General features: G+C 69.3%; 15 protein-coding genes. 7 read left to right on the top strand and 8 right to left on the bottom strand.

What is annotated here, in order from left to right; all coding sequences use genetic code 11:
• Positions 1–14 precede the first annotated feature (14 nt).
• Positions 15–1,019 (top strand): ABC transporter ATP-binding protein, encoded by a 1,005-nt coding sequence (locus JOD66_RS20845; RefSeq protein ID WP_239545367.1) that lies wholly within the window; start codon positions 15–17, stop codon positions 1,017–1,019.
• The gene (locus tag JOD66_RS20850; RefSeq protein WP_204838722.1) at positions 1,016–1,825 is read left to right on the top strand and encodes an ABC transporter permease; all 810 of its coding nucleotides are present in this window, start codon (positions 1,016–1,018) and stop codon (positions 1,823–1,825) included. The genes JOD66_RS20845 and JOD66_RS20850 overlap by 4 nt, the downstream gene beginning before the upstream one ends.
• A gap of 7 nt (positions 1,826–1,832) precedes the next feature.
• On the opposite strand, the gene JOD66_RS20855 is transcribed toward JOD66_RS20850, so the two are convergent.
• From JOD66_RS20855 to JOD66_RS20880, 6 genes are all read right to left on the bottom strand, one after another.
• On the bottom strand, positions 1,833–2,408 hold the full coding sequence (locus JOD66_RS20855; RefSeq protein ID WP_239545369.1) for a Uma2 family endonuclease: 576 nt from the start codon (positions 2,406–2,408) through the stop codon (positions 1,833–1,835).
• Between the two features lie 81 nt (positions 2,409–2,489).
• Positions 2,490–3,470: a DUF2332 domain-containing protein gene (locus JOD66_RS20860; protein WP_204838723.1), complete on the bottom strand. Its 981-nt coding sequence runs from the start codon at positions 3,468–3,470 to the stop codon at positions 2,490–2,492.
• Between the two features lie 13 nt (positions 3,471–3,483).
• Positions 3,484–4,317 (bottom strand): purine-nucleoside phosphorylase, encoded by an 834-nt coding sequence (locus JOD66_RS20865; RefSeq protein WP_204838724.1) that lies wholly within the window; start codon positions 4,315–4,317, stop codon positions 3,484–3,486.
• A 13-nt stretch (positions 4,318–4,330) separates the two neighbouring features.
• Complete coding sequence (locus JOD66_RS20870; RefSeq protein WP_204838725.1) at positions 4,331–5,770, bottom strand: YncE family protein; 1,440 nt, start codon at positions 5,768–5,770, stop codon at positions 4,331–4,333.
• A 47-nt stretch (positions 5,771–5,817) separates the two neighbouring features.
• Entirely contained in the window at positions 5,818–6,270 is a 453-nt protein-coding gene (locus JOD66_RS20875) for a gamma-glutamylcyclotransferase family protein (protein ID WP_204838726.1), read from the bottom strand.
• Between the two features lie 40 nt (positions 6,271–6,310).
• On the bottom strand, positions 6,311–7,489 hold the full coding sequence (locus tag JOD66_RS20880; RefSeq protein WP_204838727.1) for a S8 family peptidase: 1,179 nt from the start codon (positions 7,487–7,489) through the stop codon (positions 6,311–6,313).
• A gap of 117 nt (positions 7,490–7,606) precedes the next feature.
• Between JOD66_RS20880 and lpdA the strand changes: the two genes are divergently transcribed.
• On the top strand, positions 7,607–9,007 hold the full coding sequence (lpdA, locus tag JOD66_RS20885) for a dihydrolipoyl dehydrogenase (protein ID WP_204838728.1): 1,401 nt from the start codon (positions 7,607–7,609) through the stop codon (positions 9,005–9,007).
• A gap of 54 nt (positions 9,008–9,061) precedes the next feature.
• On the opposite strand, the gene JOD66_RS20890 is transcribed toward lpdA, so the two are convergent.
• Complete coding sequence (locus JOD66_RS20890; protein WP_464581138.1) at positions 9,062–10,216, bottom strand: tyrosine-type recombinase/integrase; 1,155 nt, start codon at positions 10,214–10,216, stop codon at positions 9,062–9,064.
• Between the two features lie 3 nt (positions 10,217–10,219).
• Entirely contained in the window at positions 10,220–10,777 is a 558-nt protein-coding gene (locus tag JOD66_RS20895) for a helix-turn-helix domain-containing protein (RefSeq protein WP_204838730.1), read from the bottom strand.
• A 102-nt stretch (positions 10,778–10,879) separates the two neighbouring features.
• Between JOD66_RS20895 and JOD66_RS20900 the strand changes: the two genes are divergently transcribed.
• Genes JOD66_RS20900 through JOD66_RS20915 form a run of 4 tightly spaced genes read left to right on the top strand, consistent with a single transcriptional unit; the run spans position 10,880 to position 14,131 of the window.
• Positions 10,880–11,077 (top strand): helix-turn-helix transcriptional regulator, encoded by a 198-nt coding sequence (locus JOD66_RS20900; RefSeq protein ID WP_204838731.1) that lies wholly within the window; start codon positions 10,880–10,882, stop codon positions 11,075–11,077.
• The gene (locus tag JOD66_RS20905) at positions 11,077–12,168 is read left to right on the top strand and encodes a hypothetical protein (protein ID WP_204838732.1); all 1,092 of its coding nucleotides are present in this window, start codon (positions 11,077–11,079) and stop codon (positions 12,166–12,168) included. The genes JOD66_RS20900 and JOD66_RS20905 overlap by 1 nt, the downstream gene beginning before the upstream one ends.
• Before the next feature lie 14 nt (positions 12,169–12,182).
• Positions 12,183–13,316 carry a DNA polymerase III subunit gene (locus tag JOD66_RS20910; protein ID WP_239546752.1) on the top strand — a complete coding sequence of 378 codons (1,134 nt, stop codon included), beginning with the start codon at positions 12,183–12,185 and terminating at the stop codon, positions 13,314–13,316.
• Positions 13,313–14,131, top strand: a complete 819-nt coding sequence (locus tag JOD66_RS20915; protein WP_204838734.1) for a hypothetical protein — start codon at positions 13,313–13,315, stop codon at positions 14,129–14,131. Before JOD66_RS20910 ends, JOD66_RS20915 begins: the two co-directional genes overlap by 4 nt.
• Positions 14,132–14,410 lie beyond the last annotated feature (279 nt).

Below are 14,410 nucleotides of genomic sequence, written 5' to 3' on the forward strand. Positions count from 1 at the left end.
CTAGCGTGGTGGTCATGGAGAACAACACGACCCACGGCCCGGTGATCCGCACTGTCGGACTCACCCGGCACTTCACGCGCGGCAAGCAGACGATCGAGGCCGTGCGCGGCCTCGACCTGGAGGTGGCGGCCGGCGAGCTGGTCGCCTTCCTCGGTCCCAACGGCGCCGGCAAGTCGACCACCCTGCGGATGCTGACCACCCTCATCGCCCCCACCTCCGGCAGCGCCACCGTTGCCGGCCATGACGTCGTCCGGGAGCGGGCGGCGGTCCGCCGGTCGATCGGATACGTCGGGCAGGGCAACGCCGCCGGGCACCAGTACCGCGGCCGCGACGAGATCATGTGCCAGGCCCGCGCCCACGGCCTCTCGCGGCGCGACGCCCGGGCCCGCACCGAGGAGCTGCTCGAGGCCTTCGACCTCGCCGAGCACGCCGACCGCCCGGTCGCCCAGCTCTCCGGCGGCCAGCGGCGCCGGCTCGACGTGGCGATCGGACTGGTCCAGGAGCCCCCGATCCTGTTCCTCGACGAGCCGTCCACCGGACTCGACCCACAGAACCGGGTGAACCTGCAGGAGCAGGTGCGTCGCCTGAATGCCGAGCTCGGCACCACCATCGTGCTCACCACCCACTACCTCGAGGAGGCCGACGCCCTGGCCGGCCGGGTGATCGTGATCGACCACGGCGAGGTCATCGCCGACGACTCGGCCGCCGCCCTCAAGTCGGCCCTCGGCGACCTGATCGCCATGGACTTCGCCTCACCCGCCGACGCGCTCGCCGCGGCCGCCCGCGCCGACCGCATCGCCGGCGCGCAGGTCACCGTGACCGGCTCGCATGTCGCCGTGCGCGCCGCCTTCGGCCGCGACGCCGCCCCCGGCCTGGTCGCCGACCTCGCCGCCGCGGGGACGCCGGTCACCCGGATCGAGGTGGTCGGCCCCACCCTCGACGACGTCTTCCTCGACCTCACCGGGCGCAGCCTGCGCGAGACCACCCCGGCCCAGCACACCGAAGGAGCAGCAGCATGAGCATCGACCTCGCCCCCGCGACCACTCCCGCCGCCCACCGCACCCGGGTCTCCTCGCGCCCGGTCGGCCTGCTCGCCGACATCGCGAACGTGCTCGTCCGCGAGCTGCAGCCGGTGCTGCGCCAGCCGGCGTCCGTGCTCTTCGCGATGGTGCAGCCGCTCGTCTTCCTCGGGCTGTTCGCGCCCCTCCTTCCCGAGACCAGCGACGGCTCGGCCCTGCAGTGGTTCGTGCCGGGCATCGTGTCGATGACCGCCTTGATGAGCGCCTCCTTCACCGGCGCCAACCTGTCGGAAGAGATCGTCAGCGGCTCCTTCGAGCGACTCCTCGTCTCGCCCGTGCGCCGTTCCTCGCTGCTGATCGGCAAGGCGCTGCGCGAGATGGTGCCGCTGCTGCTGCAGACGCTGATCATCGTGGCCGTCGTGACTCCCTTCAGCTTCGACCTGCACGTCGGCGGCGTCCTCGTCGGCGTCCTGGTCCTGGTTCCGTTCAGCGTGGGCCTCGGCGCCCTCAGCCTCGCCCTCGCCGTGGCCGCGAAGGAGCAGGCGTGGGTGTTCTGGACGGTCCAGCAGACCGTGATCTTCCCGCTCCTGCTGCTGGCCGGCGTGCTGCTCCCGCTCGACGGCGCCCCCGGCTGGCTGCGCACCGCCGCCGACCTCAACCCGCTCAGCTACATCGTCGACGCCGAGCGGGCGCTGTTCGCCGGCACCTTCCCGGCCGGGACCGTGCTCGCCGGTCTGGCCGCCTCGCTGGTGGTGGGCACGCTCGGCCTCGCCGTCGGCGTGCGGCGGATGAATCGCGCCAGCTGAGCTCTCCTCAGAGGTCGAGCAGCTCCATCGGCGTGATCGTCACCGCGAACGGCTCGCTGGCCGTCCAGGTCTCCTGGGCGGCCACGCGGGCCGTCTCGACGTAGTGGCCCTCGCGCAGCGACCACACCGTCAGCTCGGGCTGCTCGGGGTCGATGGTCCAGTAGCTCGGACAGCCCGCCGCCTCGAGCAGGTCCTTCTTGGGGCCGAGGTCGTAGACCTTCGTCGAGCGCGAATGGACCTCGACGGCGAGCAGGGGCGGCACGTGGATGCCGGTCTCGGTGAGGTCGGAGCGTCGGGTCACCAGCACGTCGGGCTCCAGCACCGATCCGTCGACCAGGCGCACGTCGAAGGGTGCCGAGTAGACCTTGAGCTCGCGTGGCACGGCTGCGTTGAGCAGGACGAGCAACTCCCGGACGATGTCCTGGTGCCTTGGCCGCGGCGCCGGGGACATCAGCAGCACCCCGTCGAGCAGCTCATGTCGGTAGCCGTCCTCGGGGATCGCGTCCCGCTCCGCGACCGTGAACGGCCCCTCGCGCACGATCATGTCGCCGACCTGGGCGAGCGGCGGTCGGACGAGTGTCATGACTCCCATGGTGCCTCCTTGTCTCCATGCCGACCAGGGTGCACCGGACCCACGACACAAAGGGTCCGTCCTCCCCAGGGCTCAGCCGACCCAGCGCAGCGCCCGCCCGTGGCCATGGGTCAGCGCCACCATCCGCCCGTCGATCCCGAGCACGAAGGTGGGCCGCCCCTCGGGGACGGGCGGGCCGGTGCGCGTGACCGACGTCAGCACCTGCGGGCCCTCGTTGCTCACCCAGTGACAGGCGCCGTCGGCGACCAGGCCGCGGACCCTTCGGTCGAAGTCGAGCCGCAGGTCCGGCGGCAGGTAGGCGATGACCGCGCTGTGGAACACCACCACCGTCCCGTACGACGACGCCCGCGCCACCAGCCCCGGCAGCTCGGTGAGCAGGTCGCCGCGCACGATCGACGGCGGGTCCGCCCGGGCCACGGCGACGGCCCGCCGGAGCCGGGCCCGGCGCTCGTCCTGCTCGGGCCAGACCAGGGTCTCCAGCCAGGCCATCTCGTCGGGGTCGGTGACGTCGAGCGGGTTGAGGTCGATGCCGCCGCGCCAGGCCACCTCGGGCAGCCGCTCGGGGAGCGGGGCGGGGCCGCTGACCCGGCAGGGGAGGCGGGGCTCGTCGCCGAGCCGGACGTCACCGGACGCCGTCGACCAGGCGTAGCCCCAACGGTCGGGGTAGAGGCACAGCCCGGCCGAGGCGCCGACCTCGATCAGCGCGAGGGGTCGGGGCAGCGAGCCGAACGCCGGCACCAGCGTCGCCAGCCGGCCGACCTCGTTGGTCTGGGTGGCCCGGGCCAGGATCGTCGCCCGGACCGGGCCGTGGTCGCCGTCGGCGAGGAGCGCGGAGCGCAGGCCGTCGTACGGTCCGGGCGCGGGTACGCCGTGGTGCCGGGCGGCGGCGAACACCAGGTTGGGCTGCTGCTTGGCCGCCGGAAGCGAGCGGATCCAGGCGAGCACCTCCGGGTCGCCGGCCACCCCGCTCGCCCACGCGGCGAAGGTCGGTGACTCCGCCGCCTCGACGGCGAAGCGGCGGTAGGACTCCTCGACCTCGGCGTAGGGCTCCATCGGGCGCGGTGGGTCAGATGCGGGGGACGATGTCGCCGAGCAGCGCGCCCATCCGGGTGGCGGCGTTGCGGCCGGCCTCGAGCACCTCGGCATGGTCGAGCGGCTCGCCGCTCAGGCCCGCGGCCAGGTTGGTGACCAGGCTGATGCCGAGGATCTCCATCCCGGCCTCGCGCGCGGCGATCGCCTCGAGGGTGGTGCTCATGCCGACCAGGTGGCCGCCGAGGATGCCGGCCATCTGCACCTCGGCCGGCGTCTCGTAGTGGGGGCCGGTGAACTGGACGTAGACGCCCTCGTCGAGGGTCGGCTCGACCTCGCGGCACAGCTCGCGCAGGCGCGCGGAGTAGAGGTCGGTCAGGTCGACGAAGTTCGCGCCCACGATCGGCGACTGGCCGGTGAGGTTGATGTGGTCGCTGATCAGAACCGGGGTGCCGGGCGTCCAGGTCGGCTTGAGCCCGCCGCAGCCGTTGGTGAGCACGATCGCGCGGCAGCCGGCCGCGGCCGCCGTACGCACGCCGTGGACGACGGCCGGCACGCCCTTCCCCTCGTAGTAGTGGGTGCGGCTGAGGAAGGCGAGCAGGTGCCGGTCGCCCTCGGCGTCGTCGGCGCCGGGGAGCCGGATCGAGCGGATCTTGCCGGAGTGGCCGACGACGGCGGAGGCGCCGAAGCCCGGCAGGTCGGTCACGGAGATCTCGGTGGTGTTCTCCCCGGTCGGGTCGAGCGCCTCGGCGGCCGGCAGCCAGCCGGAGCCGAGCACGAGCGCGACGTCGTGACGGGCCACGCCGGTCAGCTCGGCGAGACGGGCGGCGGCCTCTTCGGCCAGGGCGTACGGCGTGGGGGACTCGGTCACGGCGCGAGCCTACTCACCAGGTCGCGACCAGGCTTTCCGGGACGTAGCCGTGCCGCACCCGCTGCGGGTGGTCGCCGACGGCCCGGTAGGCGAGCTCCTGGCCGGTGTTCGTGTCGATGACCGCGACCGCGTCGCTGCCGGAGAGCGAGATCCAGCAGGTGTCGTCGAGGCCCTCGGTGGTCCAGTACGGCTTGAGGTAGGTGTGCCCGGTGGTCTTCTCGTCGAAGAGGGTGGCCCGGCCCGACGTACGGTCGACGAGGGCGGCGTAGTCGTCCATGGTGCCCGCGACGCAGAGGGTGTCGCCCGCGGCGTTGATCGACAGGCCGTGGTGGGCCGAGTCGTTGACGTACTGCTCGCGCAGCATGGTCGGCACCCGGTTGGGCAGCGGGATCAGCCGGGTGACCGCGCCGACCCGCGGCTCGGGGACGCCGCCGAGGGTGTAGTCGACCTTGCCGTTGAGGTCGGGCGCCTGGGTGTCGAACTCGACGAAGCCGTGGAAGAAGGACACCTGGAAGTAGACGTAGCGCTCGTCGGGGGAGACCGCCATCGGGCGTACGGCGCTGCTCATGTTGGGGTAGCCGGCCTCGGCCAGCTCGCGGCCGATGCCCCAGCGGCGCAGGATCGAGAAGTCGGCGTCGCGCACGACCTGGAACCAGCGGTCGCCCTTGAGGGCGTCGAGCAGCGGGATGTCGCCGGGCGTGTAGACCAGCCCGATCGAGGCGTGGAAGATCCGCTGGCCGTCGCGCGTGTAGTTGCTCTCGTGTGGCGTCTCGCCCGACGGGAAGGTCCGCAGCCGGTCGCCGAGCTTGACGACGGTGCCGTCGGTGAGCGTCTCGTCGACCATGGAGTACTCGATCACCTGGCGCTCGGTCGAGTCCGAGACCAGCAGCCGCCGGCCGTCGGGGGAGAGCGCCATGTGGTCGCTGCGGTGTCCGTCCATCGACTGCTCGCGGACGATCGAGTCCGGCGCGCCGGCCGTGGCCTTGGCGATGTCGATCCAGACGACGTCGGCGAAGCTGGGCCGCGACACCGCGAGATAGCGCCCGTCGAGGGTGGTGAACATGTCGTCGACGAACTGGTCGTGGCCCTCGCCCGGGCCGTACCTGATGAGCAGGAAGTAGGCCAGGTCGACCGGGTTGGACCGGATCGCGGCGAGCTCCTGGGCCTTGTCGGGGATCAGGTCGACGCCGCGCTTGAGGACGGTGAATTCGTGGGCGTCGACGATGCTCGCCGTGCCGGCCCAGTTGTTGCCGACCCACATCACGTCGCGCAGGCCGGGTGCCCGTTGCGGCAGCGTGGTCGGGGCGGCGGGGCCGTCCGTGACGGCGGCGGCCCTGGCCGCCGGGCCGGGCTCGGCGGGGGCCGGCTGGGGGAACGCCAGGGCCAGCGCCGCGACGCCGACGGCGGTGGCGGCGAGGGACAGGCGACGGAGAGCTCGGGAGGACGTCCGCATAACCTGACAACGGTTCAGGTTACGGGAAGGTCACGCGAGGAGTGCGGTCACAGCCCCGTGGAGCGGCAGGCGCGGGCGCGCAGCCCGGCGACGTAGTCCGCGGGTGCGTCGGCCGCCTCGGCCGCGTCGGCCAGCACCCCGAGGTACGACGCCGAGGGCAGGCCTCCCTCGTAGGCGTCAAGCACGTAGGTCCACGCCACGATCTCGCCCACCATCGTGGAGATCCGCACCTTCGTCCTGCGGTACAGCCCCGAGTCGGCCGACTCCCACTCGTCCAGGCTCGGCTCGTCGAGCGGGCTGACGTCGTAGACGGCGACGAACACCGAGCCGATCGGGTCCGGCGCGATGGTGGCCAGGGCGCCGTCCCAGCCGTGCTCCTCGCCGCCGAAGGTCAGCCGCCACCCGGTCAGCCAGCCGGTGGTCTGCAGCGGCGAGTGGGGGCACCGCTCGCCCATCCGCTGGGGGTCGAGGTTGGTGCCGTAGGCGGCGTACGACGTCACGAGGTCAGGCTAGTGGGTGAGGTCGTACGCCGCCGACAGGTCAGGCGCCGGTGTACAGCAGGTGGTTGTTGGGGGTGGCGGGGGAGCAGACGACGAGCAGCACGCAGGTGCGCCCGGTCCCGGTGACCTTGCCCTTGGTGGTCGCGCCCAGGATGGCCGTGCCGACCTCGGCGGGGGTGGCGGTGGGGTGCGCGGACAGGTACAGCGCCGCGGCCCCGGCGACGTGGGGCGTCGCCATCGACGTACCGCTGATGGTGTGGGTGCCGCCGTCGAGCCAGTCGGAGGTGATGTCGACGCCGGGGGCGAACAGGTCGACGCAGGTGCCGCGGTTGGAGAAGGAGGCGCGGGCGTCGGTGCGGTCGCTGGCCGCGACGGTCAGGGCGGCGGGCACCCGGGCGGGCGACTTCGTGCAGGAGTCGGCGTTCTCGTTGCCGGCGGCGACCGCCATGGTGACGCCGTCGGCGATCACCCGCTGCACCGCGGCGTCGAGCGCGCTCGACGCGCCGCCTCCCAGACTCATGTTGGCCACGGCGGGCCGGCCGGCCTGGTGGTTCGCCACGACCCAGTCCAGGCCGGCGATCACGCCGGACGTGGCACCCGAGCCCGCGCAGTCGAGAACGCGGACGGCGACCAGCCGGGCGGCCTTCGCCAGCCCCGTGCTCGCGCCGCCGATGGTCCCGGCGACGTGGGTGCCGTGGCCGTTGCAGTCGCTCGCGTCGGCGTCGCCGTCGACGGTGTCGGTGCCGGACACCGCGCGCCCGCCGAAGTCGGGGTGGGAGAGCTGGATGCCGGTGTCGACGACGTACGCGTCGACGCCGGAGCCGGTGGTCGTCCACGAGTAGGCGCCGTCGAGCGGCAGGGTGCGCTGGTCGACCCGGTCCTGGCCCCAGCTCGAGGTCGGCGACTGGGTGTCGCTGGCGCGCATCGTGCGGTCCGCCTCGACCGAGAGCACCCGACTGTCGCCGTGCAGCACCGCGGCCAGGGCGTCGGTCAGGGTGGCGGCGAAGCCGTTGAGGGCGTGCTCGTAGACGTGGGTGACCGCGCCGCCCTTGCGGGTCACCAGCGCGTCGGCGGTGCCGGCGGCGTCGGCCCCCGGCTTCAGTACGACGATCACGTCGAGCAGCCCGGCCGAGGTGGCCTGGGCTTGGGGAAGGGGGACGGCGGCGAGGCCGGCCAGGGCGAGCGCGCAGGACGCGATGAATCCGAGAATCCGAGACATGAAGGGAGCAGCTTCCTCTTCGCGGACGGCGGCCCCATGCCGCCGTACCCATGAGTAGCTGCACTCTGCCCTGAGCGTGATGCCGGACACAAGGAGGTGCCCTACTACGCTGGTCGCGTGACCCACTTCGATGTCCTCGTCCTCGGTGCCGGCCCCGGTGGTTACGTCGCCGCGATCCGCGCAGCTCAGCTCGGCAAGTCCGTTGCCGTGATCGAGAAGAAGTACTGGGGCGGCGTCTGTCTCAACGTCGGCTGCATCCCGTCCAAGGCGCTGCTCAAGAACGCCGAGCTGGCCCACACGCTGACCCATGAGAAGGCGAAGTTCGGCATCGAGGGCGACGCCACGATGGCCTACGGCCCGACGCACGCGCGCTCGCGCGCGGTCGCCGGGCAGATGAGCAAGGGCGTCCACTTCCTGATGAAGAAGAACAAGATCACCGAGATCGACGGCTGGGGCACCCTCACCGGCCCGAAGTCGGTCTCCGTCGCGCTCAACGACGGCTCCACCGCCGACTACACCTGCGACAACCTGATCCTGGCCGGCGGCGCCACGGTCCGCACCGTCCCCGGCGTCGAGGTCAACGGCAAGAACATCGTGTCGTACGAGGAGCAGATCCTCGACGAGAACCTGCCCTCGTCGATCATCATCGGCGGCTCCGGTGCGATCGGCGTCGAGTTCGCCTACGTGCTCAAGAACTTCGGCGTCGACGTCACCATCGTCGAGTTCCTCGACCGGATGGTCCCCACCGAGGACGCCGACGTGTCCAAGGAGCTCGCCCGCCACTACAAGAAGCTCGGCGTGAAGGTGCTGACCTCCACCGCCGTCAAGGGCGTCGAGGACACCGGCTCCGGCGTACGCGTGCGCGTGGCCCCCGCCGCGGGCGGTGACGAGCAGGTGCTCGAGGCCGACAAGTTCCTGGCCGCCTTCGGCTTCGCCCCCCGGGTCGAGGGCTACGGCCTGGAGAGCACCGGCGTCGCCCTCACCGAGCGCGGTGCGATCCAGATCGACGAGTACTGCCGCACCAACGTCGAGGGCGTCTACGCCATCGGCGACGTCACCGGCAAGATGATGCTCGCCCACGTCGCCGAGGCGATGGGCGTCGTCGCCGCCGAGACCCTCGCCGGCGCCGAGACCATGCCGGTCGAGTACGACTTCGTCCCGCGCGCGACGTACTGCCAGCCGCAGATCGGCTCCTTCGGCTACTCCGAGGCGCAGGCCAAGGAGAAGGGCTACGACGTCAAGACGGCCTCGTTCCCGTTCACCGCCAACGGCAAGGCCCAGGGCCTCGGCGAGGCCGTCGGCTTCGTCAAGATCGTCGCCGACGCCGAGTTCAACGAGATCCTCGGCGCCCACATGATCGGCCCCGACGTCACCGAGCTGCTCCCCGCGCTCACCCTCGCGCAGAAGTGGGACCTCACCGCCGACGAGGTGGGTCGCAATGTGTTCGCCCACCCGACGCTGTCCGAGGCGGTCAAGGAGGCGATCCACGGGATCGCCGGGCACATGATCAACCTCTAGCAAACGCCCAGGTCAGAGCCTATGAACAGGCTCTGGGTACACAATCGGTACACATCAGGACCCCGTCTCGGACGTCGAGGCGGGGTCCTGGCCCTTGAGGGCACCGTCGATGGCCTGGCGGGTCCGCTCGGTGCTCGACGGCATCAGGTGGGTGTAGGTCCGCAGGGTGAATCCAGGGTCGGCGTGGCCGAGGTACGAGGACAGCGCCTTGATGTTCTCCCCGGCGTCCAGCAACACCGAGGCGTAGAAGTGGCGGAGCGCGTGCATCCCGTTGTCTCTACCTCGGGGCACCTCGGCCTTGTCTAGGGCCGGTCCCCAGAGGTAGCTGTTCACCCAGTTCCGTCCCATCGCCTCGCCGTGGCGGGTAACCACCAGGGACACCGGAACGGCCTCGCCGCCGAGGGTTTTCCACGGCAGGGTGACTGTTTGAGCTGGATGGGCGGCGAGATGAGCCGCGAGTGCATCGCGGACCGTGGAGGGCAGAGGGATCTCCCGGGTCCTTCCCGCCTTCGGGGGAGCGAACGCCTTGTTCTTGACGAACAGCTTCACCTGTCGACGGATCGTCACGGTGCCCCGAAGAAAGTCGATGTCGTCGGGAGATAAACCGAACACCTCGCCCTGCCTCAATCCCAGGCCAGCAGCGAGGGTGGCCATGATCTGATACTGGTCAGGCAGCGCATCACGAACCGCGACGACCTGATCCCGAGTCCATGGCACCACCTTCCGAGGCTCCAGCTTCGGGCGCTTCACCGACTGGGCCTTGCATGGGTTCTTCGTGATCTTCTCGTCGTCTACGGCAGCCGTCAGGATGGCGCTGAGGTGTCCGAAGATGTCCTTCTGGTACTTCGGCGCGAGGTCGCTCAGACCCTTCAGCCAGGCCTGGATCACCGAGGGCGTCAGCTGCCGGAGCTGCCGGTCTCCGAGTCTCGGATACACGTGCAACCTAAGTCTCTGCTCCACCAGGCTGTAGGTGGTCTCCGAAAAGGTCTGAGCAGACAGCCATTGAGCCGAGTAGTCCCTCAAGCTGACTTTGCCTGCATCGACGTCGATGTACCGCCCTCGGCGCATGTCAGAGCTGACATCATCGAGAAAGGCTTGCGCGTCCACCTTGCGATCGAAGGTCTTGGACCGCTGCCGGCCCTCAGGATCGCGGTACCGCGCGTACCATCGGACCTTTCCATTCCGCTCCCGACGCTCCGGCGCCGCCAACTCTCAGTCCTCCCCGTTGCGGCGCCGCTCGCGTTCCCGCTCTGCGTGGGACTGCGTCGGAAGGTCACGTACTAGCGAAACCTCGAGGAGCGTGTCCACGATGCTGGGGTCGTGGGGGCGATAGGCCTTCTCGTTGTCGTGGAGGAGTTCCCGAAGGGTGCCGAGAGCCTGATTTCCGCTGGCGTCAGCGAAGGCCACCATGTCGTCCCATGCGGCACCTGCCTCCGCGCGGAGACGCCGATGTTGCCCGTCTAACTTCTGCCACCTGCGGAACAACTTGCGCACTTCGCTGTCGTGAGCGGCCTCCGGCGGTGTGAGTAGGTCCGCCACGGACATCTCGAAGAGGGTGGCCATAGTGACCAGTTCGTCGGCGTCAACCTTCCGGCGAATCTCAGGATCTTCAATCCGATAGATCGCGGATCCGTTCATTGGACAGCCTGCCGCCGTCATGCGGTTGGCGAGGCCTTCGATGCTCCAGCCGCGGCTCTTGCGTTCCATCTCGATGCGCCTTGCGAGGTTCTCATTGGCTCCCACCGTGCGATTGGGCGTCTTGCGTGGCATCGGTCCTGCCTTCCTTAAAGGGAATCTTGGTTCTTGTGCTCTGCACTCTTCCTTCCTTTCAATAGTAGTAGACAGATTCACGCTAAAGGAAGGACTGGCGCCATGATCGACGTTGACCTATTGACCACCGAGGAAGTGGCGGCACTGCTGCGCAAGTCTCCGGCCACCTGCAGGTACTACCGCCACATCGGGATCGGGCCGAGGTCGTTCCGCCTCGGGCGCCGAGTGGTCTACCGGCGGTGTGACGTTCTGGTGTGGCTGGAGCAGCAGTACCAGCAGAACAACAGCGAGGTGGCGTGATGAGCGCCGACGGGATGACGCGAAGCGACATCGCATCGACGCTGGCGCTGACGGTCGAGGTCACGGTGGACGCCATCCGACGTCATCACCCGGCACTGCCGCCGGTGGTGGTGATCTTCGATCCAGCGGCTGTCCGAGACCACGGGTCCGTGAAGGTCCGCAAGGGGTTCGTGGGCCCAGACGGCGATCACCAGTTGCCCGCATCGTGGCTGGACAAGCGTTCCCGGTCTGAGGTGCCGGAAATGCGCATCACTACGCGAGTGCTGAACTGCCCTGCCAGTGACCTCTTGCATGTGGTGCTGCGCCACCTCGCGACCCTCCTGGTCTATTCACGTGGAGGTTCCCCGTTTACCCGCCAGGGCAGGTACTTCACTCCACAGTGGCGTGACGCTGCCAGGGAGCTCGGACTGGAGGTCCTCAACGCGGGTAAGGCCAGCGGGTGGTCGCAGACTCGGATGATGGACGAGGCGACGGCGAGGTACGGGTACGTCCTCAAGAGGCTCGAAGCCGGGATGATCGCTTATCGCCTGAGCATCCCGTATGCGGGACGTGTCTCAGCGGAGCCTGCCGATCCCCGAGCCGAAGGTATCGGCACCTCCGACGGCGGATCACGCCTCCCGAATGCCGAGGCTGGTTCCGACTCCATCGCCGATGACGACGGGCGGATCGATGCGGCGCGTGGGACCTATGGACCCCGCGGCCGTGGTGAGGCGTCTGAGCGAAACGGAGTTGCCGACGGTTCCAGCGACCAGGCCATTCACGAACCCCAAGGCGCTAGTGATGCACCCGGGAACACCCGCGAGGGCGTCGTTGACGGCGACAAAGGCAGTGCTGGCAACGAAAGCAGTGCCGATTCGCCCGAGCCGAAGAAGCGGAGGGGCTCTGCTCCGCCGCGAAAGGGCGGTGCCTCCGAGGTGCAGCTTCGCTGTGACTGTGAAGATCCGGCGTTCCAGATCAAGGTCAACGTGGCCTACCTGCACGGGCCAGGGGCGACCTGCAACGGCTGTGGCTGCATCTACCGAAAGGACATGAGGAAGAGCAGTCCGTTCGGAACCGGGGACGCCCAGGCCGGCAGGCGGGACGCCGCGTGATGTCCTCCCCGAACATGAATCTCGCGGCCAAGTATCGGCCCCGCCGGTTCGGGGAAGTGGTCGGCCAGGCGACGGTTATTGAGGGCCTTCGCCTGGCCGTGGCTTCAACGGAGATCAGGCAGTCCTACCTCTTCTGCGGTCCGACTGGATCTGGCAAGACCACCACCGCACGGATCCTCGCTGCTGCGATCAACTGCACTGACCCCCATCAGGGGGAGCCATGTGGGCGCTGTGACCGGTGCGAGATCCTTCAGCCCGGCGAGGTTCCTTGGATGTCCTACTACGAGGAGATCAGCTGCGCGCAGGCCTCGAACAGGGAGGCTCTCCAAGAAGCTCTGAGACACCGAGACCTCGGCACCATCGCTAACCGCCGGGTCTACCTCCTCGATGAGGCGCACGCCCTCGACTACAACGCGCAGAGTTGGTTGCTGGGCCCATTGGAGGATCGAGACTCGAAGCCGCTATTCATCCTGTGCACCACTGAACCGGAGAAGCTTCAGTCTGCGGTCCGCGACCGATGCATCGACGTCGCGTTCGGTGCGGTAGCCGACCAGGACCTCGCCGGGCTGCTCCTCTCGGTCGCGGCGAAGGAGGGCATCCAACTCGGAGTGCCCGATGCAGTGGGACTGGCTCAGCAGGCTGGGGGCTCTCCTCGGAATGCCCTTTCTCTACTGGACGGCTCTGCTCACGGCCTGACGACTGAACACCGGTCAACGGCGGAGCGGATCGTTGCAGCGATGGCCGCTCATAACGTCGGCACAATGCTGGTCGAGGTCCGGGAAGCGGTCGCATCGGGGGAGTTCCGTGCCGCAGCTGTCCGCGGACTTGCTGTCGAGTACTGGTTGGACCTACTTGCTCACAAGCGTGGCGCCGCGGACTCGTACCGAACCTCGCCGCGGTTGCGGCAACACTTCGAGGTGGCTCGGGCCATTCCCGAGGAGGTGATCGCATCCCGCCTCAAGGTGTTGGCCGACCTCGACCTCGCGGGCCAGGCAGGTCTGCGTGCAGAGCTGGCCCTGGAGGCGGCGTTGGTCCAGTGCATCTCGGCCACGGATCTGGACCGGCACCTTGCGGTGATGCGACGACTGGATCGCCTCCAATCGGTGGTCAGCCGGCTCGTGGAGAATCCAGAAGGCGGTGCAGCATGACCATCACCTCGCTCCGGGTGTGGTCCGGCGACGACACCAACAGGATCAACGATGCCAAGGAGGCGTGGATCTTCTCCATGAGTGGAGACCCTGCCCGGGCCGTCGAGGTGGTGGACGCTGCTCGGTACGTCAACGCCGCGAATCGGGCCTACCTCCTCGAGGAGCACGTCGACCGATACGTGAAGGACATCTTCGGCCTCACTTCCGCTCTGACTCTGTGCATCGTGGATCCTGAGTTCAGGCCCGAGATCAGGTTCGCCAGCTCGTGGTCTGCGCCCTGGCCACCTGGGTTCATCGAGGAGTTCCTGCACCGCCTCGACGGACTGGACATCGAGGTGCACCTGGGCGTCGCCTGCTACTCCGACCCGTCCGACGACCTCAAGGCGTTGCTGCGTGCGTTCCCAGGCTTCAGCGGCACCGAGTTCTGGATGGACAGGCCAGAGACGTCGGCGTCATTGCAGGACATCCTCGAAGGAGTGTTCGCGGGTGATCGCAGCGTTCGGATCGCCTGCCTTCAGGAGGAGGTGCCCTGGTTGGCCGTGGCGCGAAGGATCCGCGCCTACAACGTCATCTCGAGCCTCGGGGTCGGGGCGGCCGCGGGCTGCAAGCTGTTCAGGTCAGAGGAGCCGAGACGACATTGGGCGCAGCAGGCTCGGAGTCGGAGCCCCTTGGTGTGGCAGCGGGCCTTGGTCGCCGTCGCTCATGGTCAGCGCTGGCAGCGGCTCTGCGAGGGGCCGCGTGCCGTTACCGACCGGTTGGCCGTCGACCAGATGCGACTCGGTGTCCTCGTGCGGGCCATCGTGGACGGCCTTTGACATTCGAATGTCAAAGCGAAGGGCCGGACCGCGGATTGGAGTACGCGGTCCGGCCCTTCCTGGGGTGTGGCTACTTGGCGGCGAGGGCAGCCTCGAGTTCGGCGATGCGGTCGAGGGTCCTCTTCCGGTGAGCTGCAAGCCGCTCTCGGTGGCCCTTGCGGCAGGTCAGGCAGCGACAGCGGCGCCTGTCGTAGGCACTCGTCGTGCCATGTTCGATGCCCGGCACGACTCGACCGGGCTCGGTGAGGATGGGCCTTCCCATATTCATTTCCCCTTCCG

The sequence above is a fragment of the Nocardioides nitrophenolicus genome (assembly GCF_016907515.1).
In the GTDB taxonomy this organism is placed as follows: domain Bacteria; phylum Actinomycetota; class Actinomycetes; order Propionibacteriales; family Nocardioidaceae; genus Nocardioides; species Nocardioides nitrophenolicus.